Raw genomic sequence first — 24,712 nt, forward strand, 5'->3', positions numbered from 1 at the left:
CCCAGACTTGCGGTGAGGCCTGATGAGCTTACGTACTTATAGAAAAAGACACTGAAGAGTTAGGAGTTCATCTATGGAGACAGCATTAATCGGCAGTTTTATATCCGCGATGGCGACAGTACTCGGCGCTGTGCCTTTGCTGTTCGTTAAGACATTGTCCGAGAAGTGGAAAGATATTCTGGTTGCATTTACCGCGGGCATCATGGTTTCTGCTTCTACCTTCGGATTGATGCCGCAATCAATTGAAGAATCAAACCTGATTCAGATGACCATCGGACTTTTAATCGGTATTTTTGTGCTCGACCGGATCGAGAAGAATATCCCGCATATCGACGTGGAGAACGATTCCGGTATTAAATCTTTTGACGCCCAGACGCTTCTCGTCATTATTGCTTTGTTCATTCATAATATCCCCGAAGGTCTGAGTACAGGCTTCAGCTATGCCAGCCAGAGCGAAGGCCTGGGGACGATGGTGGCTATTTCGATCGGTGCCCAGAACATGCCGGAAGGACTCATTCTCGGTGTGTTCCTGCTGAATTCGAACGTAAGCCGGATTAAGTCGTTCCTGATTGTGACTCTGACCGGTTTTATGGAAATGGTTTCAGCCGTCATTGGTTATTTTACGGCGAGCTATATCGACTGGCTGGTGGGCTACGGTCTTGCTTTTGCGGCGGGTGCGATGCTGTTTATCGCCTATAAGGAACTGATTCCCGAAAGTCACGGCCACGGTTATGAACGGGTTTCCACCTATTCGTTTATATTAGGCCTGTTGCTGATGGTTTATGTCGGTTATTTTTGGGGATAAGAGAATAACGGCTTTAGGAAAAACCACGAATGTGGTTTTTTTTGTTAGGATCGGATCGTGTACAGCGGGCCTGATCCATCAAGTATAATGAAGATGAAATAGTGAAGATAGATCCATAGACAGAATAAGGATCAGGCGGAGGAGAAGACATGACGGTAAAAGTGCTGGTGGCTGATGATGAGCAGACCATAGCGAATGCGATTGCCTATGGACTTAAGAGAGAAGGGTATACGGTAGAAACGGCTGCGGACGGTGAGGAAGCTCTGCGCAAGGCGGACAGCTTCGAGCCTCATGTCCTCGTGTTAGATGTGATGATGCCGAGAATGAATGGCTTTGATGTGTGCCGCAAGCTGGAAAATCGCAAAAATCTGGGAATTCTTTTACTCACGGTCAAAAATGACATGGTAGATAAGATATTAGGCCTGGAACTCGGGGCGGATGATTATATGACGAAGCCGTTTGATTTAAGGGAACTGATCGCCAGGGTGAAAGCATTGGCGAGGCGCCTGCAAAAGACAGAATCGGAGCCGGACCCGGTCTCTTTTAAAGTGGCAGAACTCGTCATTTATCCCGAGCAGCGAAGCGCTTATTTGAAGGGTGAGGCACTTACGCTGACCCCGAAGGAATTTGACCTGCTGGCCTTATTTATCTCTCATCTCAAAAGAGTCTACACGCGCGAGGAACTGCTGGACCTTGTCTGGGGCATGGAATATGAAGGCGGTACACGGACGGTAGATATTCATGTCCAGAGGCTGCGCACCAAACTGGGCGAGCCTTATCAGCATCTTCTTCAGACCGTTTACGGGGTGGGCTACAAGGCGATAGGGGAAGTACCATGAAATTGAATCTGAAATGGAAATTCGCGCTGTTTATCGCGGCTCTGCTGCTGTTCGCTATCGGCATTCTAAGCACACTCGTACTTAATGGAGTGGCCGGATATCAGAAGGAACAGATGGAGATTTCGTTGCAGCAGCAGGCGGATATTGCGGGTAACCGGATCCGGCAGCAGTACGTGTCCGGAACCCGGTTCGATCCGCAGACATTCATGCAGCTGCAGGGACAGAACCTTGCCGTACAAATCGGCTCGACCAGTGGGATGAGGGTCCTTCTGTACGATATCAGCGGCGCCAAGGCCGGCGATTCTCTTCCGATGGAAGAGGTCCCGGATACAGGGGAAGCGCTTAACTACGCACTGCAGAACAAAATCGCCTATCTGGTTGCAGGCGATACGCAGGATTATTTGGCCCCGGTACAAGGAACGGACGGCCAGCTTGGCGTTATTCATTTTCAGGCTTCGCTCGGCAGCCAGCAGGCATTTTATAAAAATTTACAGGAACAGTTTGTGGTAACGGGAACCATGGTTCTCTTAATCAGTTTTGGACTGGGCCTCTTCTATATGAACCGTCAAGCCAAAGCGATCTCCAGGCTGAAAGAAGCGGCCGACAGTATCCGCAAAGGAACTTTTATTACAGAGCCTCCGTTTGAACGCAAGGATGAGCTGGGGGAGCTGAGCGGCGGTATTTATGACATGAGCCAGGCTATTCAGGCGAGCATGAACACCCAGCAGCATTTTATCAATAATATTTCTCATGAACTCAAAACACCCCTGACCTCCATAAGAGCCTATACCGATTTACTGCATATGTACGGAGATGACCCTGCGCTGATCAAAGAAGCCAGAGAGGTCATCGATAAAGAAGCGGCACGATTATACGATTTAGTTGAGAAAGTGCTGAATTTGGCAGCCATGAACAAGTATGAATTCGAACATCAGCTGGAAAAGGTAGAGATGGCGTCCTTCCTCGAAGATTTGTGCGCCCGGATGAAAGGGAAAGCGGATGTGTTCGGAGTTAAAATTTACAGGGAATTGGAAACGGCCGAAATATGGGCAGATCGTGAAAGCCTGATGCAAATTTTCGTTAATTTACTGGATAATGCGATCAAATATAACAAGGACAACGGCTCTGTTACCGTGAAGAACCGGATGATGGATAACCGGCTCCTAGTTGAAATCACCGATACCGGAGTAGGTATACCCGAAGAGCTTGGCGACAAAATTTTCGAGCCTTTCTATACCGTTAACAAAGACCGGGCAAGGAAGTCAGGCGGAAGCGGCTTGGGCCTGTCTCTGGTTAAACAATGGGTGGACAGGCACAGCGGAAACATCCGGGTGGAGCATCCTGAAGAGGGAGGCACGCGTTTTGTCGTTTCTTTCGCGATTAATAAAAAGTGAAATGTTTACAAGTTCGAAATAAGTTGAAATGAGGTTGAAATGATTACGCTCTATAATCGGGTTAGAGCTTGAAGGGAGGGCATCACTCTGAAGCTCGTAAGAAAAGCGAGGGGAAGAAGAGTCGGCAGATGTGCAGCGTGGATGATTCTTCTGACATTTGCCGCAGCCTGTGAAGGAAATGACGGTACATCCCTAACCATCCTGGAGCCGCCCGCTGTTAATCAGACTGGAGAAGTGCTGCTGGAGGGAATCCAGCGTATAGAAGGATTCTATGCGATGGGCTGGTTATCCGATAGTGAGATGATCGGAACGACCCCCTCGACAGAAGCGAGGCCTCATTTGTTTATTCGGAATGTCGTCAAAGGTCAGAATAAAGATGCCGGAGTGGAAGCCGGCACCTCGGTTAACGTATCACCTGACGGGAAGTACGCGGTCATTCATCAAAACCGGGCATTCAAAGTTGAAATGGTCGATTTAGCTAGCGGCGCTGGCACACGTTTGCCGTTTGATACCAGAGGAACAGAAGGAAGCTGGATGAACGGGAATACCTTCCTGACCGCCACTGCGGGATCAGCCCAAGTTCCAAAACTGTACATCGTAAATACGGATGGAATGATCGAGTCCGTATCTCTAGCTCAGTTCAGACCAGAGCAGTTCATAGTCAAAGTGGAAGGCAAAGATAATCGCCTGTACACGCTGGACAGCGGCAATCAGCTGACTGTCTTGGAAAAGGGGAGTCTCGCGGTTCTGTGGCAGGAAGGTGAAGTAACGGATTTCGCCTTATCACCCGACGGGAAGCAAATTGTCTTTGTCGCAGACACCGGCTCTAACCAGAAATCGATGGTGATAGCGGAAAGCTCCCGCGGTATTCAGCGCAAAACAGTTGCCAAAGGAAGACTCATCCAGCAGATTTCCTGGTCTCCTGCCGGTGATAAGCTGGCTTTCAGCGCCTTTTCTCTCGATCAGGGAATGACCGGACTTTATGTGATGAACGCTTCAACGGGTCATATGACATCGGTCTCTTACCAACAAAATTTAAAAAGCTCTATCGAATGGAATCCATCCGGCAGTTCATTTATTGTGAGCGAAATGCAGCCGGGAGAGCTGACCGATACTTTATCCACAACCGTGTACCGGTTGAAATAAAAGCGCAAGAATACAAGGCATCGGAGTGAGAAGAAGTTGAAACGCAATGGTATAAGTACAAGGGCTGTCCTGCTTCTAATGGCGGCCGCTCTGATAGTAACCGGGTGCGGTGAGAAGAATACCGGTCTGACCGTCAAAGAACCCGTCAAGACAGGGGCTGTTCCGTCTGCTCCGTCTGATTCCGGCATTAACCCGAATGATAGCTTGTACAATCACTTTATTCTGATTACTGCACAAGCCAAAGAAGCAAGAGAAGTCACCGCTTTCCTGGACGCGAATCTATCCAAGGCGGATAAGGCGACAGCGGACAGGATGTTCCTGGAACTGGAACAGTATTATGACAAGCATCTGCCGGGATTAAACGCGAACTTGACCGAGATCACGACACAACCGGGAGCCGCGGACAAACTGTCCCGGATGGGATATCCGGTAGACTTCAATAAAATCCAAGGCGATGAATCGTTGAAGCAGTGGCTGAAGAATCAGGCGGCCGGCAAGCTGGCGCTTAGCGACCTGCAAGGGGATTATTACTGGAAGGTCGATTATGCGGCTTTGAATAAAGCATATTCCGCCTACCTGTCCGATGACCTTCAACAATATTTGACGATACGAGCCGTAGAGTCTGACGTTAAGGCCACTTCCGATGGGAGTATCTCTATTACCAGAGATGAATTAGGCACCAGATTACTGCTTGCCGAAAATTATTTGACCCGCCATTCCGACGCTCTCAAAAAGAAGGACATTCTTCAATTGTATAAGATGTATCTAGGCGAATATATTCATGGATACCGATACGAGGCAGTCGATGATAATTCGATGAAACTGCTTCCCGAAGTCAAACAGAGTTATGAACGTCTGGTTAAGGAACATCCGGATTCCAAGACGGGTGTGATAGTCAGAGCCTACCTCCGGGTCCTGAAGGATAATAACGATGTGATTTATAACCCCGGCAAGGAGGGCGAAAGTATCTTTGGAGATCCCAAGGCCGGCATTGCCGAGTTCTGGGGAAGTCTCGACAACCGGGTGCAAGAACAGTTCCCGGACAGCTTGAAACCAACTAAAAAATGAAAGTGGGATTGTTATGAGACAATTAAAAAAATGGACAACTGTTGCAGCTGTAAGCGGATTTCTGTTGATTTCGGTAAGTTCGGTTACTCAGGCCCATTGGCTGTATAAAGATATCGATAGTGTGCCTTGGGCGCAGAGCAGTATTATAAACGCACATCAGATGAACGTGATTGACGGAATGACGGACGAGAATTATGCTCCTCAAAGTGAAGTGACCTGGGGTCAGTTTATGAAAATGATCGTCATGACGGATCATCCTTCTTTTACTGCGGCTGCCGGTCAAGGCAATAACTGGTGGCAGCCTTATGTAGATGAAGCTCAGAAAGCCAAGGGCTTTGTCGATGCGTCTTATAGTAAAGAAAATGTGAACAAGCCGATATCCCGGCTGGAAATAGCCCGGATTGTAAGCCGTGTTCTGGACCCTTCACTGCGCTTCAAGCCAGTAGATGAGGCAACAGCTTCTTCTGCAATGCAAAAACAGGGGATTCTGGAAGGAAGATCAGATGGAGATCTGGCATTGAAGGAAAACTTGACACGTGCAGAGGCGGCAGTCATTGTGGATCGTCTTTTTGAGAAGAATGGATTGTACGGCAAACGATATGATCAGCCCGATGTAAAAGCGGCAAGCGGAATGTTTAGTACGCATGGTCTGATGCTGGGGCAGACCGCTGAGCAGGCGCAAGCTATCCTGGGCCAGCCTCTGAAGACAGGCAAAGATGATGCAGACGGTGCGCCGTATGAGAAGTATAAAAACTATGTACTGACTTACATGAACGGTAAAATCGCAGAGATCACGTATAGAGGCCCCTCTGCGGATCTTCATCAGGCGAAGGAAGAACTTGGCGGATCGGCGATTTTCCAGGATAAGGCTAATACGTTCTACTACTTCGGTGACACGGATCAGCTCCTAATCGCATCTGAGAATTCGATCATCATTAAATCGGATACCAAGAATATGGATTCTTATATTCAGGGCGGAGAACTCAAATCCGTCAATGAGGCTGCCAAGGCCTACGTAAGCAGTCTCAATAATCATAAGTAAGAAGAATCGGAAAGCCGCGGCCATGCGGCTTTTCTTTTGTGTCTGCACATACTACAATCTATATAACTTCTACACAGTTATTTGCTATTCTGACTGGAAAGATAGAATGGAGGGGGACGGCTTGCGAACCGTACTAGTGGTCGATGATGAGGAGAAGATCCGGGACGTTGTGGTCTCCTATTTGAATAATGACGGCTTTCGTACTCTGGAGGCGGGTACCGGGGCGCAGGCGCTGGAGCTTGTGAAGAAAGAGGGAGTGCACCTGCTGATTCTGGATCTTATGCTGCCGGATATGGACGGGGAGCAGGTGTGCAGAGCCGTCCGGCAGATGAACTCGGTTCCGATTCTGATGCTGACGGCTAAAGTATCCAATGCGAACCGGATTCAGGGATTGTCTCTCGGAGCGGACGACTACGTAACGAAGCCGTTCGATCCCCGGGAGCTTGTCGCAAGGGTTCGCGCTATCTTGAGGCGGACGGACGAGGGGCAGCTGCTGGCGGACCGGGTTTCTTACGACAACGGGCATCTGGAGATTGATTCGCTTCAGCAGAAAGTATACTGCGGCGGAGAACCTGTCAGTCTGACACCGAGCGAGTACAAGCTCCTTATAGCGCTGGCCAAGTATCCGAAGCGGCACTTTACACGGGATGAGCTGGTAGATAAAGTGCTTGGCTACGAATTCAGCGGGGATATCAGGACCATCGACCAGCACGTGAAGAATATCCGGCACAAAATCGAACGCGATCCTAAAAGGCCGTCCTATATCGTGACCGTATACGGGTCAGGGTATCGGTTCTCGGGTGAAGGGACATGAAGAACAAACTATATATCCGGCTGGCAGCCATCATTGTAGCGATGGCTACAGGCATTCTGTTCATCTCGGCCATCAGTTTCTCCATCACCACGCATTATCATATAACGATGTATGAGAAACAGGCGGCTGGAGCCGATCATAATATGCCGCAGTTAAACAGCCATCTGGAGCAGGCGATTCTTCAGTCTGTATTGTGGACATGCCTTGGGGCAATCGTACTAGCGATATGTCTAGGTCTATACGTAGCCAGGAAAATATCGGCTCCGCTGATCGGAATGAAGCTGGTAGCGGAGAAAATGACGGAGGGCCAGCTCGACGTCCGGACTGTTGTACACGGTACGGATGAACTGTCGGAGCTTGGAACCTCAATCAATGAGCTGGCCGAGCAGCTTCAGAAGATGGAGAAAATCCGGGTCACGATGACCGAGGACATCGCCCATGAGCTGCGTACACCTCTGGCTACCTTGAAAAGTCATATGAGGGCTTTGGAAGACGGCATCTGGGAGCCGACTCCGGAGCGCATTCATTCCTGCTACGAAGAGATCGAAAGACTCGCGGATCTCATCGTGGAGCTGGAGGCGCTCAACGAGCTGGATTCGCCTGTTTTCCGGCTGGCACGGTCAGAAGTGGAGCTTGACCCGCTCTTACAGAAAGTCACTCACTTGATGTCGGCTGCTTTCTGTGAGAAAGAAGTCCGCCTGACTCTTAAGGCGGTTCCCGATATAAAGCTGTACGCAGATCGTGACCGTTTAACGCAAATTGTTGTGAATTTATTAAGTAATGCGCTTAAATTCACACCCCCGCAGGGTGAAGTCACTGTTGAAGCCCGCGAAGAGAAGAGCAGTGTGCTGCTCACGGTGCGAGATACAGGGGCCGGGATCAGTCCGACCGATCTGCCGTATCTGTTCGAGCGCTTCTATCGGGGTGATAAGTCACGAAACCGCAAGTCGGGAGGCAGCGGCCTCGGTCTGGCTATCGTACAGAAGCTGGTTCAGGCACATGGAGGAGAGGTCTGGGCGGAAAGTTCACAGGGGGCGGTATTTTATGTGCGCCTGCCTTTCTCATAGATACCAAGTAGAGCTCCGGCGCAATAAGCAGTGCAGGCTTATATGAGTGAGCAGGCGGCATTTGCATTTAAATGCTGATTTGCCATTTGCGGCACGGTCTTCACAGGTTCTTCAAAAGTTATGGGTACACTTGAGAGAGTAGACAGTTCTGCGCTTGCTTCCACTCATTGGAAGCAAGCGGGATGAGGTCTGACAATCTCAAGGAGGAATCAACACGATGAAGAAGAACTGGAAATTTGGACTTGTGTCCCTAACTGCATTATTGGCCTTGACTGGCTGTACGAGCGGAAGTGAGACTCCGGCAGCGACTGCGGGCGGTGAACATGATGGACATGCCATGCAGCCGTCACCGGCTAAGACGGAGCAGACTTTGCCTGCGGGCAAGACGCCTTGGATCGCGTCCAAGAACACAACGCGGATCAATTCGGGCGATCCGTACGAGGCTGCGGTGCTGGTCTCGCGAACCTTGTGGATGGCGACCAGCGGCGACAATCGTCCGGGAGGCGTCATTCTGACGGATCTCGAGGACTGGCAGACTTCTCTAGTGAGCGCGAACCTGATTCACCATCCGAACAATGGTCCCCGGCTATTCGTCAATAAGGACGGCATTCCCGAAGTAACGCTGAACGAGCTCAAGCGTCTTCAGCCCACTGGTGTGAAATCCAACGGGGGAGTGCAGGTTATGGTGGTCGGCAAAGTGGCGGCGAAGGTCGATGAACAGCTCCAAGAGCTGGGCCTTAAGACGGAGAAAATAGAGGGAGGCACTCCGGAGGCTGTGGCCAAATCGGTGGATGCCTATTATACGAAGGTTGCCAAAGAAACCTCACCCTCTGTTATCATCGGGTCCAAAGAAAGTCCGGAATATACACTGCCGGCTGTAAACTGGATTTCCCACATGCCGGAGCCTCTGCTCTACGTCGGTAAGGATGAAGTGCCGCAGGAAACGATTGACGCCCTCAAAACCCGCGGAGGCAAAGCGAATATATACATCCTCGGCCCGGAATCGGTCGTATCCGCATCCGTAGAGAAGAAACTTGGTGAGCAGGGTAAGGTTGTCCGGATTGCGGGTCAGGACCCCTATGCGAATGCGATTGCCTTTGCCCGATATCAGGATCCTGTGACGGGATTTGGCTGGGGAATCACAACACCGGGTCACAACTTTTCGTTCGTGAATAAAACGCAGACGGGGCTTGCTCTGGCTGCCGCGCCTTTCTCGCATTTGGGCAAGCATGCGCCCCTTCTGCTGACTGATCAGGACAAGATGCCCAAATCCGTGATGGATTACGTCATGTCGGTTCAGCCGAAATATGATAAATCGCCGGTTGAAGGGCCCTTTAACCACGCCTGGTTAACGGGAAGCGGCGATACTCTGACGAGTGGTGCACAAGGTGAAATTGACAGTATGCTGGAAATTACATCAAAATCCGGCGGAGGCCATGGCGGTCATTAGCCTGCAGCGGATACGCGAATTCACAGGTTGAGATTCCATAGGGAGCTGTCTCCAAAAGGTAACCTGAGTGAGGCAATCCTAACTATTTGCAAAAGAACCTTCAAAACCACTATAAAAGTGGATTTGAAGGTTCTTTTGCAACCGAATATCACGTGAAAAGCGGGGACTGAATTTTCTTGAAATGACTTTTGAGACCGCCCTGTTTTCTTACTGGTGGGGATGAAGCATCCCGCACGAGCATTCAGTCTGCTTATTCAACAACTCCGGTGCGCAGCAGCTCTGCTTTTACTTGAACATTGAATTTGGCCGAGGGAAAACGATCGTGCCATTCCTCTTTAGTGAAAGAAGAACCTCTGACAGTTTGAAGATAAATTTCCCCGAATCCGATCGGATCTGCTTTAAGCTCGGTGATTTTCTTGAGGACATGTTCGGTTTTTTTCTTGAACTTTTGTACAATTAATTTCTCAAGAGTTTCGATGACTTGAGGCTCGGACAAACGAATTCCGGCTGTGATCTCCTCCAATACAAATTTAAAATCGAGCTTCACCTCATAAATCAAATTTTCCGGATCAACCAGTTTAATCTTGGGTTTATTCTCTAGAAGCCGAACTACGGTATGGATTTCCTCTTTAGTCGTTTCCTCTTTCTTCTTATAGTGGGGACTAAGTTCTTCGCTGCTCAGCCCAAATTCGAATAAACCCGTCTTAAAATGGTCCCGGACCAATTTGAGGAAAGAAGAATCGATGCTGGGCAGGATTCCAGCCAGTTTGTCCGATCGGAAGACAGCAATTTCATCCATGACAATGGATTCGCCATCTCGCACTACGACAGGTAGGAGCGGATCTTTTCCGGGCGAATAATAGTCCCTGAGGAACTCATGAAGCGTAGAAGAGATCACCTGTCCCTCCCGGACATTTTGCTTGATGGTATCATACAGATAGATCCCGATATTTCCGATATCTTTGTACGAATATTGAAGCAGGTCTGCTGTTTTTTTGCGGCTTATTCCCAGGAATATTTTGGTGCCGATAGAAGGGTCGCGGGATAACGAATCCACCAGGTTGATAATCCCGTTCTCGGCAACGGCGTCTTCGTAGAGGGCAACGCGCAGCTGGCCGAGCAATAATTTCTTGGATGCTTTACGGTTCTGGTCTTCTCTTAGTTTCTTGCTGGTGTAGGCGTTGTTAGAGAGAACGGTAACTTTACTGGGAACATCTTTGTCAAGCTTGTAGATGACTGAGGTACCCTCAATCGTTCCCTTTGCTCCCTGATCGTACCCGAGTGCGACAATAAGACCCAGGCTCTCAAACACGCTGGGGGTTACACAGCCGGTCAGCAGGCAGACAGCCGAAATAAATGGGATGGCCCATCGCAAATGTTTCATGTCAGCCTCCGTTTTCCCGGACGGGTTAGCGCTCTTTTTACGGTCAGAATCAAGCAGATGATCAAGGGGTACAAAAAGGACATAATCACACTGAAACGGCCTGAAAAGCTGTTCAGTCTTTCAACTTCAAGGTGACTGGTAAATAAGACGCTGCTGATAAACAAAGCGGCTGCGATCCACACTGGTGCTTGTCTTTCCTTGATCCGGATAATTTTGCTGAGTCCGCGGCTTGCAGACCAGACGTAAAGCATCGTGTTAGGCAAAATAGCGATCAGGTACAGGGAAACCGTAATATATTCCACCCGCTCGAAAATAGGAAATTCGACGATTTTGAGAAGTGTCAGGGTAGGCCAAATGGTATGAATCAATTGTTCCCCGCTGAAATAAACGAGAGTCGTAACGATGAAGATCAAATAAGTCAGCGTCGTAAAGGCAATAGCCAGGTGAGAATACTTGGCCGCTTTTGCTTTATTACTGACAAAAGGATAGACGAACATAAGGAGTTCAAAGCCGACGATGGTAAAGGACATGGAGAAGGCTCCTTTTATCATATCGGACAACGGGTGTTCCATTACGGGAAGCAAATACCCCCAATTTGCATATTTAATCGGATAGTAGAACAGGACAACTTCGCTTGTAATTGTAATGACGCTTATCAAACCGACGCCAATTATAACCCGGAGGCCTCCCAGAATACCGTACAGCATCAGAGCTAATACAACGAGACTAAGAAACCAGGTCGGCATATCCGGGAACATCCAAGTTTGGACAATCTGGATATAATTTCGCAGAATGGTCAACGCGATCGTCATTAAATAGAGGATGTAGACCGTGGAACAAAGAGCACCCGCAAACTTGCCGAATGCACCTTGATGAAGGTCATATAGATCCATGTCAGGGTTTTTCCCGAGGAAGAAAAGCAAGGCCGCTACTACGATATGGGCAGCCAGGCCTGCTATAATAACCGCTATCCAGGAGTCCTGCTCCACGATTTTGTACAGATTACGCTGAAAACTGGCACCGCCGACACCGATCTGCGCAGTGGATATTATGAAGAACAGTAAGTAGGCTCGAAAAGAAAACATACGGGTTACTGGAGATTTCTGCATCTGTATGCACCTATTTTTCTTCTTGAAATTGTTCGAAAATATCTGCTTTTTGGGTGGAATCAGAAGAAGCACTAGTCTTTTTCGCGGATGTACCCGACAAGACAGACACGATTTTGTTCATAAAATCAGGCAGCGGCGGGCGGATAAAAAGCGCTACAACCTGAGGGATATTCAGCGGATAGATCGGTTTGAGATAAGGGGCTCCCAGTGAGGTCAATCTCAGCAGATGGATTATCAGGAAAGAAAGACCGATGACGATCCCTACTCCGCCCCAGCACCCTGCTATGAAAATCATGGGAAAACGGAGAATCCGAATGGCGGATCCCATCATGAAACCGGGAGATGTGTAGGAAGCCAGCGCCCCCAAAGCTACGATCATAATAAGGAGATTACTCGTAAATCCCGCTTGAACGGCAGCTTGACCGACAACGATACCCCCCACGATACCCATGGTTTGTCCGACCTTGGTAGGGAGTCTTGCGCCTGCCTCCCGCAGCAATTCGATGATAATTTCCAGCAGAAGGGCCTCGAATAGAGGGGGGAAAGGGACCTTGGCTCTGGAGCTTGCCAGTGAATCAAGAAGAGCCGAAGGAATCATCTCGTAGTGATACGTTAAAGCCGCCACATAGAATGGAGTCAGCAGTAAAGAGAAGAAGACCGCTATCATTCTGAGAGTAAAGACAAAAGCGGACATTTGCCAGCGCAAGTACCTGTCTTCTTCGCTTTTAAAACAATCCAGAAATGTGGTAGGACCGACAATAACCCTTGAACTGCCGCCTACCAGAATGACGATTTTGCCTTCGAGTAAGGAAGCTGCCGCACGATCCGGCCGTTCGGTTAAGAAATAGAGAGGGAAAATACTTCCCTTGGTATCCTCGATAAATTGGGATAGAATAGCGGAATCCAGAACACCGTCCATTTGAAAGTCTGCCAGTCTTTGATGCACCAGCTTCCGGGCGCTTTCATTGTTCGTATCCTCGACATAGCACATCAGAATTCTAGATTTGGTTTTACTCCCGATCGTAAAGGATTCGCTCCTGAAATGAGGATCATTCAGATAGCTCCGGATTAGGGCGATATTCTGATCGATAGACTCCGCAAAGCCGACCTGCGGTCCGAAAATCTGACTTTCATTCTCCGAAGCGCTTAAGGAGCGGCTGGGTATGTGCTCTGCGTTAACGACTATGCCGGTGGAACACGCGGAGCTGCCTACGTAAATCCATCCGCTGAGGAGCAGAGTGAGGATTTCATTCCAGTCATGGCTTTCGAGGGCATTTCCGACTGGCAGATAAGTCATCAATTGCTGGGAGCTCATGCCGCCGCCAATCTCAAGAAGCGGGTGCAGAACATCCCGGTGCAGGGTATTTTTATCGATTAGCTGCTCCACAAAGAACAGCTCATAGGTTTCCCCGGGAATCCCGACCGTTTTCCGTTGGATCTGGCTGGTACTCAGGGAGCAGTAGGCAGCAAACTCTTCATAATTACGGATCACGTATGACTGCATGGGAGAAGGTCCCTCCTATTTAATCCGAATCAGGATCTTAGTTTAGTATGGCCTGTCATTCATCAATTTACTTACAGATGTTAGTTAAACGGGAAATGCAACTAAACCGAGTTAAATATAGGGATTAAAGCTTGAAGTTATGCTATATTTTAAGATAAAAGAAACAGTACATGTATTGAGCGGAGGTGCCGTAATGTTATCTGAATCCAGATCAGCCCCAAGCTGCTGCGGGGCCAGCCGGGCGAACTTAGGCGCGGGTGCGGGAAGTCAACCGGGAGCAGGTAAGTTAGAATCTGCAGGAACTACAGGCAGCGTGTTCGCGGATCGGTCCGTGGAGGACCCGTTGGAGGGGATGATCTTGCTGCCGGGAGGCTCCTTCCATATGGGAACAGACGACGAGGAAGGTTTTCCGGCTGATGGAGAAGGACCTGTTCACGAAGTCAGCCTGTCACCTTTCTATGTCGATAAATACTGCGTCAGCAATGAGCAGTTTGAGCGTTTCACTGCCGCAACAGGCTATGTGACCGAAGCGGAACATTTCGGCTGGTCGTATGTATTTCAGCACTATGTTTCCCAGGAAACAGCCGATCTGGTAGTGAATGTACCGCAGCAGACTCCTTGGTGGTACGTCGTTAACGGAGCAGACTGGAGGCACCCGGAGGGACCGGATTCAACGATAATAGACCGGATGAATCATCCGGCCGTCCATTTGTCATGGAATGACGCGGATGCCTACTGCAAGTGGTCAGGTAAAAGGCTGCTGACCGAAGCGGAATGGGAATATGCAGCCAGAGGAGGGCTTCATCAGAAGCGCTATCCATGGGGCGATGAACTCAAGCCGGGAGGAAGTCATCACTGCAACATCTGGCAGGGCAAATTCCATGTCAAGGATAACGGCAGCGACGGTTACAGGGGAACAGCGCCGGTTGACGCCTACGAGCCCAACGGATATGGTCTCTATAATGCGGCCGGAAATGTATGGGAATGGTGCTCGGACTGGTTCGATCCCGGCTACTATTCCCATAGTCCGACGCAAGATCCCGCGGGCCCCTCCGCCGGGAGCAGCCGCGTCATGCGCGGCGGCTCCTATCTCTGCCACAAATCTTACTGCAACCGTTACCGAACGGCGGCGCGCAGCAAGAATACGCCGGACAGCTCCTCCGGGAACATTGGTTTCCGCTGTGCCGCGGATGCGTAGAAACGCAGAATTCAGGAGAAGCGAACTAAACCGGCTACTGGGACAGGGAATTCATTCCCGCAGTTTCGGTCCTTCGCTCAAACTGATATAATAGGGATAAATCGAGGTGATCGCTATGGGGAAAAAGAATAGGCAGGCCCCTTCATCCAAGCCGGTACAAGCCGATCAGCCAGCCACTTTAAAGGACCTGCTGGACCCGGGGATTCTGGAGAAACTCAAAGCTCAGGCTGACCAGATGAAGGCGGAGGAAGCCAAGCAGCGGGAAGCGGCTCAGCAAAAAGCGGCGGAAGAGCGGAAAGCGGAGCAGAAGCGGCTGGATAATAATTTCGGGCATCTGCTGGAGAACAGCAAGCTGGATTGGCGTAAATATAAGTAAGTAATTAAGAAGGCAGGCTGACCGACAGCCTGTCTTTTTGTATGGGGCTCCACATAAGCGGAGCGGCCGATTTTTTGCTTGGAAACGAGACTTTTGGATTTTTTTTCCGTACAATACGAGCAGGGAGGTGAATAGAACTTGCATTTTGTACTCCGATATGTGAATCAGATGCTCCGTTTGAGCAATGGCCTTATCGCTATTTTAACGGTAGCGTTCGTACTGTTGTGTTCCTTAATCGCTTACTGGATCGAGCCCCAGACGTTTGAGACCTGGTTTAACAGTTTGTACTGGGTGATGACGACTATGGCGACGGTCGGGTATGGGGATTATTTCATGACAACGGTACCCGGTAAAATGTTTACGATTTTCTTATACCTGTTCGGTATCGGTCTACTGAGTCTGGTCATCGGTAAAATAATCGAAGCCTTCTCAAATGTAAAACTAAGGAGGGAAACCGGTAAGGTGAACTATCGCGGCAGCAATCATATTGTGGTGATTACTTGGAACAAGAAGGCTCATTCAGCCGTCGAGGAATTAATCTCTTCCGACCCTGAACTGGAAATCGTAATTATTGATGAGAACGAGAAGCTTCCATATGATCACAAAAAGGTCCATTACATAAGCGGGGACCCGGCACTGGAGACAACGCTGGAGAAGGCGGGGCTGAGCAAGGCGAGAGCGGCGATTATATTCGCGGATGAAAGAAGCCCGGATATTTCTCTTGTGGACGGCAAAACGCTCCTTATCGCTTCAAGCATTGAGAGGCTGGCCCCGGACGTACATACAACCGCGGAGATCATGTCCGAGAAACATATTTCCAACTTCAGATATGTAAAAGTAAATGACTTTATACTGTCTCACGATGCGGTGTCCACACTCGTTGTCCGCTCTGCGCTTAATGAAGGAACGATAGATTTGTATATGCAGCTTCTCAGCCGTCAGCACGGGGACGATCTCTATGAAGTCGGGCAGAAGCCGCAGTGGGTTACGTACCACGATGCTTTTCTGGATTTGCTGCAGCAGGGAGCTACGCTGATTGCGGACCGGAATGACCTGGGAATTAACAGGAAGCTGCAGGAGAAGATTCCCGCGGATGCCAGACTCTTCGTCGTTTGCGACCCCGTGACCTATTTGAAAATAAGCGGCAAGGAAATTCTATAGCGGAACGCCTTTAGGGCTGTTTCTATGAAAAGGATGCGTGTTATATGAACCGACTTACGGATCTTTTACCGGATCATGTTCTTCAATGGGTGGTAAATGCTGCAGACCCTCAGGCTGACGTGGTCTCTATCCAGAGGCTGTATGGAGGGATTTCTTCCCTGATGCATAGTATCACTTTGAATAACTCGGGGATCGAGAAAAGCTTCGTACTGCGTCAACTGACGAATAAGGAATGGCTTAGCGAGGAGCCCGATTTGGCTCTGCATGAGGCCGAGAGTCTTCGCTGGGCAGCTCAAATCCAGGTGCCGACTCCTGAAGCCATCGCGTTTGACGGGACGGGAGAAGCAAGCGGCGTACCTGCCGTTCTCATGACCCGGCTGGAAGGATCGGTCGTGCTGAGTCCGCCTGACCGTGAGCTTTGGGTCGATGGTATGGCGGAAGCGTTGGCTCTTGTTCATCGTACGGATGCCGAGGGCTTTCCCTGGGCTCACTTCAGATACAACGATCCCATGACGGTCCAAAAACCGCTGTGGTCCAGGCACCCGCACTTATGGGAGGAGGCTTTTAAGATCATAAGAGAAGCGCCTCCGGCCGTGCAGCCATGCTTTATCCACAGAGACTATCATCCCGCTAATGTATTGTGGAAAGACCATGCCGTGAGCGGGATCGTAGACTGGGTGAACGCCTGCAGGGGGCCGGCCGGAATAGATGTCGGTCACTGCAGGGTCGACTTGGCGCAAATGTTTGGTGTTGAGACAGCCGATGCATTCCTCGGCGCATATATCTCACATGCGGGCCGCGCATTTACCTATCAGCCCTATTGGGATCTCGTTTCATTAGTGGACATTCTATTCGGTACGCCGGAAGTGTATGCCGGATGGACAGACCTCGGTATGACCGGGCTTACCAATGAGCTCATAATAGAGCGGTTGGATGACTATCTGGTAAGTTTACTAAAGCGGGTTTAAGTTAATCAATTGAACGTCTGCGTGATGAGGTACAGAATTCGAAAATCCCTTGACCCTGACATTAACGGTACGGTTTATACTCGTGGTAACGGATTGGAAGGAGGTCTTGCGCTGTGAGAATCGGAGAATTATCTGCGCGCACAGGAGTCAGCATCCGCTCGCTGCGTTACTATGAACAGCAGGGTCTGCTTGCTCCTATCCGCATGGAGAACGGATATCGCGCGTATTCTCCTTTTGCGGAAGAACAGGTGTGGACCATCCGGCTCTATCTGGGTTTGGGACTAACGACGGAGCAAATCGCAGGTTTTCTGCATTGTGTGATGAAGAACGAGGAGACGTTCTGCAGCGAGGTCCTGCCGATCTATACGCAGAAATTGACGGAGATAGACCGGCAGATCGCGGAACTCCAGCGCATTAAACTAAACCTGGAAGAGAGAATCCGTTATGTTGTTAATGAAGGACCAAAACAGGAGGGATTGGAATGAGTCTGGTTTCCGCAAATGATGCTACATTCAAGAACCATGTGCAAACGAAAGGCATCCTGCTGGCGAACTTTGGTTCGCCGTTCTGTCCGCCATGCAGAGCGCTGGCTCCGGTATTGGAGGAATTGCAGGAAGAATATTCGGATAGGATCGATATTCTGAAGATCAATTGCGATGATTCACCGCAGAAGGCATCAGACTACGGAGTTATGGCAACGCCTACGGTTATCGTTTTTCATAATGGCGAGCCCGTAGAGAAGTTAGTGGGTCTGAGATCGAAGCAAGTCTACCAATCTGTAGTTAACCGTTACATGTAAGACATCACGAAGATGTCTTGTGACTTATCCATGGATGAACTTACACACTCCTCTTGAAGCCAGCTTCAGGAGGAGTGTTTTTGTTAATTCTTACGGTTGAATTAGAGAGGGCAGAGTTCTAGTTGAGCCGATATTGGGTAATGCTACATAGAAACAAATAAGCTGACAAGGTAGGTGCCTCTTTATGGATAAACAACTGCAATCTGTGACGGACTGGCTGAACGAGAACACCAATAAAGCAATCCGAATTAAAAAGGAAGAGCAGGGGGATCTGGATCAGGTCGACCTCCAGCTGTCCCAGTTCGAATACCGTGAACATCAACCGGATGCAATCGATGATTATACGAATGGCAGTGCTCTGCTATTATTCGGTGAAGGCGCGGTTCTTAATGAAGGAAAGAGAGAAGCGCTGCCTGACAACACGTTCGTTATTCCTTTGGACGGGTTAAATCTGGCAGGGGTTGAGAATGAGATCGTCGTTCTTGGAACGGATAGAGCGACCTATTCTTTGATGCTGCAATAAATCCCGTACGTTCAAGCTAATCAGAAGACTCTGCGCATATGCAGGGTCTTTTTTTATACATACAGAAGTAAGCAACACCTTCATTTCAGTAGGCGAATAAAGTTAATGTAAACGCAATCTTATCAAATTTATACAAAATCCTGAACCGATTAGAGGAATTTTCCTTTTACCGTAGAATAAGGAGGTAGTAATCTCCAAAACAAAGTAATCTGAAGGAGGGTTTTTTTTGAAGAGTTCTATGAAGTGGCTTGCTTTAATTTTCGCTGTCATCATGATTTTCACAACCGCATGTTCCAAGCCAAGTGACAATGCGGGAGGATCGGCATCACCAGGAGCCGATCAGTCATCAGGAGGAACGAAAGAGATTACGTTCTGGACAATCGCACTGAGCCCGACATTTGACGATTACATTAACGGTGTGATTAAGGATTTTGAAGGGAAGAATCCGGGCGTGAAGGTCAAATGGCAGGATATCCCGTTCGATGCAATTGAACAGAAAACGTTGACAAGCGCAGCTTCAGGTTCCCTGGCCGACGTCTTGAATCTGAATACGGACTACCTGAAGAAGCTGGCGGCTTTGGGCGCAGTCGCTAATATGGATGAACTGGCCGGTGACGTGAAGAAAGATTACTTCGAGGGCGTATGGTCCGCGGGTGAATTTCAAGGTGTTACGTATGCGCTTCCATGGTATTTATCCAACAGCGTTCAGCTCTATAACAAAGAATTATTGAAGAAAGCCGGATTCGATGCCCCGCCAAAAACGGAAGAAGAATCATGGGCGATGTCTAAAGCAATTAAAGAAAAAACAGGTTCCTACGGAAATACCATTAAAGACATTCATTTATATCTGCCGCAGAATGGCATTAAAATTGTGAGTGACGACTTCAAGCAAGCGGCCTTTAATACCCCGCAAACGCTTGAAATCTTCAAAAAGTTCCAGCAGCGGTATAAAGATAAGCTGATTCCGGATGAAATTATGCTGAACCAGGCCAAGCCGCAGGAATGGTATGCGCAGGAGAAGATTGCCTTCTGGGGCACAGGTCCTCAATTGTTCCGTCAAGTAAAAGATTTGTCTCCGCAAGTATATGCTAAATCCGATGCGGCACCGGCTTTAGTCGGGTCAAGCGGTAAAGTCAATGTCGCTATTATGAATATTGCGGTATCGAATAAAAGCAAGCACAAAAAAGAAGCGGCTGAATTCGCCAAGTTTATTACCAATGGTGAGAATCAGCTGAAATTTGCTCAAATCGTAGCGATTTTGCCGTCCGTTAAGAAAGCAGCCGAAGATCCGTTCTTTACGAAAGGCAAAGACTCCGCAGATCCGGCTGAAAAAGGGTTGTACCTGGCCGCCAAGCAGCTGGAATCATCAGAGAATATGTTTCCTCCGGTCGAGAACATTTCGAAGATCAACAAAGCCATTAATGATGAATTCCATAAAGTCATGCTGGAGAACAAAGATCCTGCTAAGGCTTTGAGCGATGCAGAGGCAGCCGTCAATAAATTACTCAAATAGATCCGCCGAGTATGTAGTACCAAGGCCCGGCCGCGGGTTCTGCGGCCGGAATCATGACTACTAGGGAGGTCTGGTAAAGATGTACAAGAGTATACATGCATGGGCTTTCCTAGCGCCGGCAGCTATTCTTTTATTATTGTTCAGCATTGTCCCGTCAGCAGCGGCTCTATATCTGAGTTTTACTTCCTATAACATATTTGAACCGACGCAGTGGGTGGGCCTTCAGAATTACAAAGCCGTTGTGCAGGACACGGAGTTCTGGAAAGCGATGTTCAATACGTTCTATTATTGGATTCTTGTGACCCCTGCCTTGGTGGTTCTGCCTGTTTTTATTGCGATTCTGGTGAATCAATCCCTGATCGGCATCAAGATGTTCCGGCTGATTTTTTATTTCCCGGCGCTTGTCTCGGTCGTCGTTACGGCATTTTTGTGGGGCTGGATGTTCCAGAGTGAGGGGATTTTCAACTATCTGTTAAGTCTTGCCGGTTCTGAGCCTGTGAAGTGGCTGACCAGCAAATATATGGTTATGCCCAGTTTGGCTATTGTGACGGTCTGGCAGGGACTTGGATATTACATGCTGTTCTATCTAGCGGGGCTTCAATCGGTTCCGGAAGACCTCTACGAAGCGGCCGAGCTCGATGGCGCCGGCTTCTGGACCAAACATGTGAACATTACGTTCCCGATGCTGAAACCGGTCATTTTCTTTGTTGCAGTGGTTTCAACCATGGGAGCTTTCAAGGAGTTTACACTGATGCTGGCGATGACGGAAGGCGGTCCGATCGGGGCTTCGACAACCGTCGTATACATGGTATTCGATCAAGCATTCAAACAGCTCGATATGGGCTACGCCAGTGCAATTTCATTCATTCTGTTCCTGGTCATCCTGCTGCTGACACTGATTAACAAGCGGTCGATGGACGAGAGGGGGGCCTGAGTATGCAGACACAAATTCATCAAGCTCAAACGCCTGCTGCAGCAGCCAAGACCAGGTTGTGGGGACGCCGCAAAATAGGCCGTTATGCCGTCTCATACTTCTTCCTGCTTTTGATCTCCGTTATCATGGTAATCCCTTTTCTGTGGACGTTATCTACCTCTTTGAAAGGACAGGATGAAGCAATCTATTCCATGCCGCCGCAATTTATTCCCCAGTCCTTTACGCTGGAGAATTTCGCAACCGTCTGGAATTCACTTCCCATCCCGACGTACCTATGGAATAGTACGGTATTAGCTTTCTTTGGCGTACTCCTGCCGGTTATTTTCTCCTCCATGGCCGCTTTTCCGCTGGCAAGGATGAATTTCAAAGGGAAACAGCTGATATTTCTGATTATTGTCGCGACGATGATGATCCCCGGTGAAGTAACTATGATTCCCGTATATCTTATTTTGAATAAGCTGGGTCTTCTGGGTTCATATACGGGAGTTATTTTGCCCGCGGCTGTGTCGGCGTTTGGAATATTCCTGATGAGGCAGGGGTTTCTCGGTATTCCGAAGGAAATTGAGGAATCGGCGGTCATAGACGGTGCTAACGTGTGGAGAATCTTCCTGTCGATCATGATGCCCATGGTCAGGCCTATGATGGCCACCTTGGCGATTCTCAGCTTCATCGGCTCATGGAATAATTTCTTATGGCCTTATCTGGTTATTGAAGACGACAAGTTATATCCGCTTACTCTGGGGTTGTATAATCTCAAAGGAACCTTTGTCACCAATACACGTCTGATTGCAGCCGGTTCCGTTATTGCCCTGCTGCCGATTCTTATCGTGTTTATCAGCTTCCAGAGTTATTTTATTAAAGGCGTGCAATCAGGCGCTGTAAAAGGTTAAGTGCTTGCGATACATGTAAAGGCCGCATTCCTTATGCGGCTCTTTTTCCGTACTCCTCCCTTAAAAGACACAAAAGCAGTAGGTCTTTAAAATTTTCTCGAAATGTATTATAATTTCTAAGGGTCTTTGGACACGAATGCCATCGATTTATTTGCTGGATAAATTTTTTAAAGATCCTTGGACACTGCCGCCAATGATTCAAAGGAAGGGTATTTTGGACAAAAAAACCGCACTTAGCCATTTATCGAGCCAAACGGGAAAGATGCTCAGGGAACGTTTTGGCAAAGGACCTGAGTCCATCTTTATATCGTATAATGAATACGGGATTACACTGCATTTCCGCAATTTCGTAAGCGCAGTGGAGACGATTCTTCTGGACAAACAGAAAGATGAAGCGGTGAGGGAAACACGTCAGATGGTGATGGACGTTCTCCTTCCGGAACTGAAAGAATCGATTCAACAAACGATTGGCCTCTCTATTCAAGAGATGTATTATGACTGGGACTTAGAGAACCATTCCGGTATTATGATCGGTTTAACGAATGAAAGCCATTCGGGCGTACAAGAATGCTATACCGGCTATGAGAAGGTTCATGATCAGATCAGTCAAATCACAGCGGACGTACAAAGATTTCCAGATCATGTATTTTCTTTCTGGACGAATCCAAGAACACTTGTTATTGTAAGAGAAGGTATACTCATCAAGCTAGAGAAAGAACTTCTGAAGACCGGTTACGAAAATGCTCTGAGGGTTGCCAAACGTTCTCTGGAAAAACTTCATCTTGTAGAAGACACGGATCTGGTGGAGGCGCTCGGGAAGAAGGTAAACGGGCTGTATCTCGACTGGAGCTTTGACAAAGATAAAAGTGTGGCCGTCTACACATTCCAATAACAGAATATTGGTCAAAATGCCTAGATATGGATACATACGCTGGTCATGAGCCAAGGAAAGCGCGCGCTGCGTATTTTCTTGGTTTTTTATTTCCTCAGCTAAGCCCATTTAAACGATCCGGTTTCAAATCATGTGAAGGAAGTGTTGACCGCTATGCCTATTGAGCAACAAAGTACGGCAGCTAGTGATCACCTCCAAATTCTGATTGTGGAGGATAATTTTATCAATCAGAAGCTATTGAGAATGATCCTTGCCAAAAGAGGACACGAGACGGATATAGCTGAGAATGGTGTTGAAGCGGTTGAAGCAGTCTTAAGAAAAGCGTACGATCTTGTGTTCATGGATATTGCAATGCCCGTGATGGATGGGTTCGAAGCCGCCAGAAACATTCGTGACAAGATGAATTCGCCGCACTTGCCTGTCATCATTGCGGTAACAGCCTATGCAAGAGAAGAAGATCAGATTCAGAGCATGGCCAGCGGCATGCAGGATTATTTGAGCAAGCCGTTTAGAATACCTCATATAGACGCTCTGCTGGATAAATGGACTCCTTATATTCATACTTACAAATCGAAAGTTTAACGCTGTATAAGAGTTAATCTTGAAGCAGCGACAAGAAGAGCCGATGCGGGCAGTCGCCGGCTCTTTCGGTGTACCTACTCCTAATTCATTTTAACTTGAACTCCAAGCTGTCTTGCTGTAGCTCCTTACGGCAGGGACAGCTTTTTTTCTTTGGCCGAAGCAGAGATCGCAAAAGGCAAATATAAGAAGAGAAATAAGATGAACGCTACTGCCTCCATAGAAAGCAAGTACCAGGGGTATGGACCGAGATAATCAAGAATCGAAGACGTGTCGGGCTTGCGGGCCAGGAACATATAGTTGGCACCTGTATAAACGTTAACCGGAATGACGATCAGCAGAAGCAGATTCAGGAATCCCATAGTTAACAGTATGGATCTGAAAGTAGGCCGCATATTCTCGGCCCAGACCATATACAGAACAGCTGAGATAATCGCGATATGGGCTGCAAAGAACTCCAGGAACCGGTAATGGGGATAAGCGTAACCCAGGACCGGAGTCAAGAGAGCCTGAAGCGCACCTCCGATTCCGGTGAAATAAACGATTTGAAAGAGGAAGCGGCTCCGCAGCAAAAGCATCGCTACACATAGGTAGAGCGTTATGCTGCACAGCTCCAGCGGCAATGAATGCCGGATGGAATAAATGCCCTGCTGGACATACCAGACGTTCAGGGTGACCTCCGATAGGACCAGGATGGATACGATGGTGAGGCTTACTGTCCGGCGTTTAACTGAACTTTGCCTTAGCTGCCTGCGGCAAACAAATAAGAGGAGGACGGCTGCGGCCAGGAAAGCCAGAGCAACCAGATGGGACGTGGTGTATGCGGCAAACGAGTCCGGACTGTTTGCATCCCAGAATGCGTACATAAGAACCTCCGATTGAGAAAGTGATTTTTTCTATCATAGCACAGGTTTTTGACAGGCTTTCAAATTTTTACAGATTGATCAATCAAAATAGAAGAATCGGGGTAATACAGGAGCAGGAGGTGTCGAGAATGATGAACCAACCTGATAACTCTAACCGCAGCAGAGAAGAGATTCCAGATATTCCTGAAATGCCGCCCAAGGTTATACCGGAGATTAAACCGGACGTAACACCGGAAATGCCCCCAAGAGACGTACCGGAAGGTCCGCCAGCAACTCCCCCGGAGATTAAACCGGATCCTATTCCGGAAATACCGGACAGAATTGAGCCAAATTCCAACAATTAATTGGATAATTTTCACTGTTGGTTTGACATACTTCGCTGTCTAGCAAA

General features: G+C 48.6%; 26 protein-coding genes. 22 read left to right on the forward strand and 4 right to left on the reverse strand.

Features of this window, described 5'->3' with window-relative positions:
* Nucleotides 1-73 precede the first annotated feature (73 nt).
* The 9 genes from AR333_RS08305 (at nt 74) to AR333_RS08345 (ending at nt 9,625) form a co-directional block, all read left to right on the forward strand.
* Nucleotides 74-805: a ZIP family metal transporter gene (locus tag AR333_RS08305; protein WP_068774793.1), complete on the forward strand. Its 732-nt coding sequence runs from the start codon at nt 74-76 to the stop codon at nt 803-805.
* A 149-nt stretch (nt 806-954) separates the two neighbouring features.
* A complete protein-coding gene (locus AR333_RS08310) occupies nt 955-1,644 on the forward strand; it encodes a response regulator transcription factor (RefSeq protein WP_068774794.1) in 690 nt (229 codons plus the stop codon).
* Nucleotides 1,641-3,038, forward strand: a complete 1,398-nt coding sequence (locus AR333_RS08315; RefSeq protein ID WP_068774795.1) for a cell wall metabolism sensor histidine kinase WalK — start codon at nt 1,641-1,643, stop codon at nt 3,036-3,038. Before AR333_RS08310 ends, AR333_RS08315 begins: the two co-directional genes overlap by 4 nt.
* A 141-nt stretch (nt 3,039-3,179) precedes the next feature.
* Complete coding sequence (locus tag AR333_RS08320; protein ID WP_068774796.1) at nt 3,180-4,184, forward strand: PD40 domain-containing protein; 1,005 nt, start codon at nt 3,180-3,182, stop codon at nt 4,182-4,184.
* A gap of 36 nt (nt 4,185-4,220) precedes the next feature.
* A complete protein-coding gene (locus AR333_RS08325; protein WP_068774797.1) occupies nt 4,221-5,252 on the forward strand; it encodes a hypothetical protein in 1,032 nt (343 codons plus the stop codon).
* A 13-nt stretch (nt 5,253-5,265) separates the two neighbouring features.
* On the forward strand, nt 5,266-6,294 hold the full coding sequence (locus tag AR333_RS08330) for an S-layer homology domain-containing protein (protein ID WP_068774798.1): 1,029 nt from the start codon (nt 5,266-5,268) through the stop codon (nt 6,292-6,294).
* A 121-nt stretch (nt 6,295-6,415) separates the two neighbouring features.
* Nucleotides 6,416-7,108 (forward strand): response regulator transcription factor, encoded by a 693-nt coding sequence (locus AR333_RS08335; protein WP_068774799.1) that lies wholly within the window; start codon nt 6,416-6,418, stop codon nt 7,106-7,108.
* Entirely contained in the window at nt 7,105-8,175 is a 1,071-nt protein-coding gene (locus AR333_RS08340; protein WP_068774800.1) for a cell wall metabolism sensor histidine kinase WalK, read from the forward strand. Before AR333_RS08335 ends, AR333_RS08340 begins: the two co-directional genes overlap by 4 nt.
* 217 nt (nt 8,176-8,392) lie before the next feature.
* Nucleotides 8,393-9,625 carry a cell wall-binding repeat-containing protein gene (locus AR333_RS08345; RefSeq protein WP_068774801.1) on the forward strand — a complete coding sequence of 411 codons (1,233 nt, stop codon included), beginning with the start codon at nt 8,393-8,395 and terminating at the stop codon, nt 9,623-9,625.
* Between the two features lie 250 nt (nt 9,626-9,875).
* On the opposite strand, the gene AR333_RS08350 is transcribed toward AR333_RS08345, so the two are convergent.
* Genes AR333_RS08350 through AR333_RS08360 form a run of 3 tightly spaced genes read right to left on the reverse strand, consistent with a single transcriptional unit; the run spans nt 9,876 to nt 13,622 of the window.
* Nucleotides 9,876-11,009 (reverse strand): Ger(x)C family spore germination protein, encoded by a 1,134-nt coding sequence (locus AR333_RS08350; protein ID WP_068774802.1) that lies wholly within the window; start codon nt 11,007-11,009, stop codon nt 9,876-9,878.
* Nucleotides 11,006-12,118, reverse strand: coding sequence for a GerAB/ArcD/ProY family transporter (locus AR333_RS08355; RefSeq protein WP_068774803.1), 1,113 nt, complete (start codon nt 12,116-12,118; stop codon nt 11,006-11,008). The genes AR333_RS08350 and AR333_RS08355 overlap by 4 nt, the downstream gene beginning before the upstream one ends.
* A 10-nt stretch (nt 12,119-12,128) precedes the next feature.
* Nucleotides 12,129-13,622, reverse strand: a complete 1,494-nt coding sequence (locus AR333_RS08360) for a spore germination protein (RefSeq protein ID WP_068774804.1) — start codon at nt 13,620-13,622, stop codon at nt 12,129-12,131.
* 193 nt (nt 13,623-13,815) lie between these two features.
* Between AR333_RS08360 and AR333_RS08365 the strand changes: the two genes are divergently transcribed.
* The 12 genes from AR333_RS08365 (at nt 13,816) to AR333_RS08420 (ending at nt 23,458) form a co-directional block, all read left to right on the forward strand.
* Complete coding sequence (locus AR333_RS08365) at nt 13,816-14,820, forward strand: formylglycine-generating enzyme family protein (protein ID WP_068774805.1); 1,005 nt, start codon at nt 13,816-13,818, stop codon at nt 14,818-14,820.
* Nucleotides 14,821-14,935: 115 nt separating this feature from the next.
* Nucleotides 14,936-15,196 carry a YqkE family protein gene (locus AR333_RS08370; RefSeq protein WP_068774806.1) on the forward strand — a complete coding sequence of 87 codons (261 nt, stop codon included), beginning with the start codon at nt 14,936-14,938 and terminating at the stop codon, nt 15,194-15,196.
* Between the two features lie 138 nt (nt 15,197-15,334).
* The gene (locus AR333_RS08375) at nt 15,335-16,357 is read left to right on the forward strand and encodes a TrkA family potassium uptake protein (RefSeq protein ID WP_068774807.1); all 1,023 of its coding nucleotides are present in this window, start codon (nt 15,335-15,337) and stop codon (nt 16,355-16,357) included.
* A gap of 44 nt (nt 16,358-16,401) precedes the next feature.
* Entirely contained in the window at nt 16,402-17,325 is a 924-nt protein-coding gene (locus tag AR333_RS08380; RefSeq protein WP_068774808.1) for a phosphotransferase family protein, read from the forward strand.
* 113 nt (nt 17,326-17,438) lie between these two features.
* Nucleotides 17,439-17,810 carry a MerR family transcriptional regulator gene (locus AR333_RS08385; RefSeq protein ID WP_068774809.1) on the forward strand — a complete coding sequence of 124 codons (372 nt, stop codon included), beginning with the start codon at nt 17,439-17,441 and terminating at the stop codon, nt 17,808-17,810.
* Nucleotides 17,807-18,124, forward strand: a complete 318-nt coding sequence (locus AR333_RS08390; protein WP_068774810.1) for a co-chaperone YbbN — start codon at nt 17,807-17,809, stop codon at nt 18,122-18,124. Before AR333_RS08385 ends, AR333_RS08390 begins: the two co-directional genes overlap by 4 nt.
* 184 nt (nt 18,125-18,308) lie before the next feature.
* On the forward strand, nt 18,309-18,647 hold the full coding sequence (locus tag AR333_RS08395; RefSeq protein ID WP_068774811.1) for a hypothetical protein: 339 nt from the start codon (nt 18,309-18,311) through the stop codon (nt 18,645-18,647).
* 226 nt (nt 18,648-18,873) lie between these two features.
* Nucleotides 18,874-20,160: a sugar ABC transporter substrate-binding protein gene (locus AR333_RS08400; protein WP_253735744.1), complete on the forward strand. Its 1,287-nt coding sequence runs from the start codon at nt 18,874-18,876 to the stop codon at nt 20,158-20,160.
* A gap of 79 nt (nt 20,161-20,239) precedes the next feature.
* On the forward strand, nt 20,240-21,094 hold the full coding sequence (locus AR333_RS08405; RefSeq protein WP_068774812.1) for a carbohydrate ABC transporter permease: 855 nt from the start codon (nt 20,240-20,242) through the stop codon (nt 21,092-21,094).
* Between the two features lie 2 nt (nt 21,095-21,096).
* On the forward strand, nt 21,097-21,984 hold the full coding sequence (locus AR333_RS08410; protein WP_084783535.1) for a carbohydrate ABC transporter permease: 888 nt from the start codon (nt 21,097-21,099) through the stop codon (nt 21,982-21,984).
* Between the two features lie 214 nt (nt 21,985-22,198).
* Nucleotides 22,199-22,876 (forward strand): Na-translocating system protein MpsC family protein, encoded by a 678-nt coding sequence (locus AR333_RS08415; RefSeq protein ID WP_068775177.1) that lies wholly within the window; start codon nt 22,199-22,201, stop codon nt 22,874-22,876.
* A gap of 153 nt (nt 22,877-23,029) precedes the next feature.
* Entirely contained in the window at nt 23,030-23,458 is a 429-nt protein-coding gene (locus AR333_RS08420; protein WP_068774813.1) for a response regulator, read from the forward strand.
* A gap of 125 nt (nt 23,459-23,583) precedes the next feature.
* Here AR333_RS08420 and AR333_RS08425 read toward each other — a convergent pair whose 3' ends face one another.
* Complete coding sequence (locus tag AR333_RS08425) at nt 23,584-24,321, reverse strand: TIGR02206 family membrane protein (protein WP_068774814.1); 738 nt, start codon at nt 24,319-24,321, stop codon at nt 23,584-23,586.
* 128 nt (nt 24,322-24,449) lie between these two features.
* Here AR333_RS08425 and AR333_RS08430 point away from each other — a divergent pair, with 128 nt between their 5' ends.
* A complete protein-coding gene (locus tag AR333_RS08430; protein ID WP_068774815.1) occupies nt 24,450-24,665 on the forward strand; it encodes a hypothetical protein in 216 nt (71 codons plus the stop codon).
* The last annotated feature ends 47 nt before the right edge of the window (nt 24,666-24,712 follow it).

It is taken from the genome of Paenibacillus sp. FJAT-26967, assembly GCF_001541095.1.
Lineage (GTDB): Bacteria > Bacillota > Bacilli > Paenibacillales > NBRC-103111 > Paenibacillus_F.

What these genes read in the sequence shown, in the direction of transcription:
- AR333_RS08305 (WP_068774793.1), top strand. Translation starts at nt 74, where the DNA reads ATGGAGACAGCATTAATCGGCAGTTTTATATCCGCGATGGCGACAGTA.
- AR333_RS08350 (WP_068774802.1), bottom strand. Translation starts at nt 11,009, where the DNA reads ATGAAACATTTGCGATGGGCCATCCCATTTATTTCGGCTGTCTGCCTG.
- AR333_RS08380 (WP_068774808.1), top strand. Translation starts at nt 16,402, where the DNA reads ATGAACCGACTTACGGATCTTTTACCGGATCATGTTCTTCAATGGGTG.
- AR333_RS08390 (WP_068774810.1), top strand. Translation starts at nt 17,807, where the DNA reads ATGAGTCTGGTTTCCGCAAATGATGCTACATTCAAGAACCATGTGCAA.
- AR333_RS08310 (WP_068774794.1), top strand. Translation starts at nt 955, where the DNA reads ATGACGGTAAAAGTGCTGGTGGCTGATGATGAGCAGACCATAGCGAAT.
- AR333_RS08420 (WP_068774813.1), top strand. Translation starts at nt 23,030, where the DNA reads ATGCCTATTGAGCAACAAAGTACGGCAGCTAGTGATCACCTCCAAATT.
- AR333_RS08320 (WP_068774796.1), top strand. Translation starts at nt 3,180, where the DNA reads ATGATTCTTCTGACATTTGCCGCAGCCTGTGAAGGAAATGACGGTACA.
- AR333_RS08410 (WP_084783535.1), top strand. Translation starts at nt 21,097, where the DNA reads ATGCAGACACAAATTCATCAAGCTCAAACGCCTGCTGCAGCAGCCAAG.
- AR333_RS08430 (WP_068774815.1), top strand. Translation starts at nt 24,450, where the DNA reads ATGATGAACCAACCTGATAACTCTAACCGCAGCAGAGAAGAGATTCCA.
- AR333_RS08340 (WP_068774800.1), top strand. Translation starts at nt 7,105, where the DNA reads ATGAAGAACAAACTATATATCCGGCTGGCAGCCATCATTGTAGCGATG.
- AR333_RS08355 (WP_068774803.1), bottom strand. Translation starts at nt 12,118, where the DNA reads ATGCAGAAATCTCCAGTAACCCGTATGTTTTCTTTTCGAGCCTACTTA.
- AR333_RS08360 (WP_068774804.1), bottom strand. Translation starts at nt 13,622, where the DNA reads ATGCAGTCATACGTGATCCGTAATTATGAAGAGTTTGCTGCCTACTGC.
- AR333_RS08315 (WP_068774795.1), top strand. Translation starts at nt 1,641, where the DNA reads ATGAAATTGAATCTGAAATGGAAATTCGCGCTGTTTATCGCGGCTCTG.
- AR333_RS08405 (WP_068774812.1), top strand. Translation starts at nt 20,240, where the DNA reads ATGTACAAGAGTATACATGCATGGGCTTTCCTAGCGCCGGCAGCTATT.
- AR333_RS08330 (WP_068774798.1), top strand. Translation starts at nt 5,266, where the DNA reads ATGAGACAATTAAAAAAATGGACAACTGTTGCAGCTGTAAGCGGATTT.
- AR333_RS08345 (WP_068774801.1), top strand. Translation starts at nt 8,393, where the DNA reads ATGAAGAAGAACTGGAAATTTGGACTTGTGTCCCTAACTGCATTATTG.
- AR333_RS08365 (WP_068774805.1), top strand. Translation starts at nt 13,816, where the DNA reads ATGTTATCTGAATCCAGATCAGCCCCAAGCTGCTGCGGGGCCAGCCGG.
- AR333_RS08425 (WP_068774814.1), bottom strand. Translation starts at nt 24,321, where the DNA reads ATGTACGCATTCTGGGATGCAAACAGTCCGGACTCGTTTGCCGCATAC.
- AR333_RS08370 (WP_068774806.1), top strand. Translation starts at nt 14,936, where the DNA reads ATGGGGAAAAAGAATAGGCAGGCCCCTTCATCCAAGCCGGTACAAGCC.
- AR333_RS08395 (WP_068774811.1), top strand. Translation starts at nt 18,309, where the DNA reads ATGGATAAACAACTGCAATCTGTGACGGACTGGCTGAACGAGAACACC.